At 29.5% G+C, this 1,517-nt stretch carries 4 protein-coding genes; 1 reads left to right on the forward strand and 3 read right to left on the reverse strand.

All coding sequences use genetic code 11. The annotated features are described in order from the left end of the window. Nucleotides 1–385 precede the first annotated feature (385 nt). From ACY65O_RS20700 to ACY65O_RS20710, 3 genes are all read right to left on the reverse strand, one after another. Nucleotides 386–514, reverse strand: coding sequence for a hypothetical protein (locus ACY65O_RS20700; RefSeq protein ID WP_462222762.1), 129 nt, complete (start codon nt 512–514; stop codon nt 386–388). A gap of 2 nt (nt 515–516) precedes the next feature. Then, nucleotides 517–675: a hypothetical protein gene (locus ACY65O_RS20705; RefSeq protein ID WP_462222763.1), complete on the reverse strand. Its 159-nt coding sequence runs from the start codon at nt 673–675 to the stop codon at nt 517–519. Between the two features lie 197 nt (nt 676–872). Next, nucleotides 873–1,130 (reverse strand): hypothetical protein, encoded by a 258-nt coding sequence (locus ACY65O_RS20710; protein WP_462222764.1) that lies wholly within the window; start codon nt 1,128–1,130, stop codon nt 873–875. Nucleotides 1,131–1,259: 129 nt separating this feature from the next. Here ACY65O_RS20710 and ACY65O_RS20715 point away from each other — a divergent pair. Continuing rightward, nucleotides 1,260–1,517: hypothetical protein (locus ACY65O_RS20715; protein ID WP_462222765.1), on the forward strand; the 258-nt coding region annotated here is incomplete at its 3' end.

Consider the following 1,517-nt stretch of genomic DNA (forward strand, 5'->3'; position numbering starts at 1 on the left):
TTCTACTCATTAATAACCTATAATTAAAAAATATTCACCTTTTTATAATTTATTTTAAATATTTATCAATAAAAATAAAAATAAAATAGAAAAAAATTAAGTTTTAGGATAAAATTATAAATATCTAAGATAAATTATTGATTCAATGAATTTAGATATTAATATAACTAATTAGAAATCAATAAATTAGAGATAAATTTTGATAGAAAAACTGAAGGGAAAGACTCATTTATTTAATTATAAGTCTCTTAAGATAGGGGCAAAAGCTGTAATATATATTTAAATAGGTATTTTTTTTTAAATGTTTTTATGTAAAAAACGTTGGTAAAACAATTATTCAATTGGGTTTTATAATATATCCATCAATACAGTATTATAGAATTCTCTAACTATAAAAGCGTATCAATAGTCCAAAATAAATACTATCCCAGCCTTTCACCATTTCTTTATAGGCTTCGTCAGGGATATTGGTGTGCTGTAATTCTGCCGATGTGCCCTGTTTATGCGGATGCAATTTTACAGAAACAATTGATTCGGCTTCCTGCCCATCAAAATACCATCGCTGTACAATTTTTTATTTTCTTCAAAAACAAGATTTTTGCCTGCGATGCTTCCTTCCCATAAAGAAAATTCGCTGCCAGGTTCGGTACTTATTTCTGCCTGCTCCCCGTCCATAACTGAATGGTATGAGGTAATGTTATTGCAAGGTAAACTTCTTCTGGTGTTGCCGGAATAATGTAATATTTTTTAAAATCTTTCATTTTCTGTAATAAGTTTATATAAAAATTTTTTTTTTTACTATTTATAGAAAATGTACTCCATTTAATATTGCTGCACTTTATTAAAGTGTCGCCAAACTTTAATGGAGGATTTTAGTTACAAAACTTATAAAGGTTTATAGAAGCAATAACTTCATCCTGCTCATTTATATATTTTAAAACAACACTGTTGGGCTGTGCCATTATATTTTGCAGATCGTTTTCATCTGTACGCAGATTACCTGCAATAAGATGAGTTTCGGTTGTCCAGCCCTGTTTTGAACTTTCGCCATGGTAAGCACTGTTAAGCAAGGCAACTATACTTGCAGCATCTGCAACTGTTGCAATTGAAATTTGAGGATTTGCATGCATAAGCTATGATACAATCAAAATTAAAATATTTTAATTGATGTACATTCGTTTTTATACAGCACTTTGATAAAGCAAATAAAATTTATATCTTTAATCATTAACACTTTTACCTGATTAAAATCAACCATCATGACAGCTGCCGCCAAATCTGTTTACTATTTTGGGTTCTATTTGTATGTTACAGGAATTACTTTAGTTGCTGCTCCCAATTTTTTATTAACTACTTTACAACTGCCCAATACAAACGAAGTTTGGATAAGGGTTGTGGGTGTACTTGCTCTATGTATTGGTTATTATTATCACCGTGCAGGCGCAGGTAATATTCAGTCCTTTTTTAAACTTACTATCCCTGTAAGAATATTTGTTTTTCTTTCCTTTACTGCATTT

The organism is Ferruginibacter sp., from assembly GCF_031430955.1.
Lineage (GTDB): Bacteria > Bacteroidota > Bacteroidia > Chitinophagales > Chitinophagaceae > Ferruginibacter.

Bases quoted from the DNA above. Each gene is read 5' to 3' on its own strand.
- ACY65O_RS20705 (WP_462222763.1), bottom strand. From the start codon at position 675: ATGGACGGGGAGCAGGCAGAAATAAGTACCGAACCTGGCAGCGAATTT.
- ACY65O_RS20710 (WP_462222764.1), bottom strand. From the start codon at position 1,130: ATGCATGCAAATCCTCAAATTTCAATTGCAACAGTTGCAGATGCTGCA.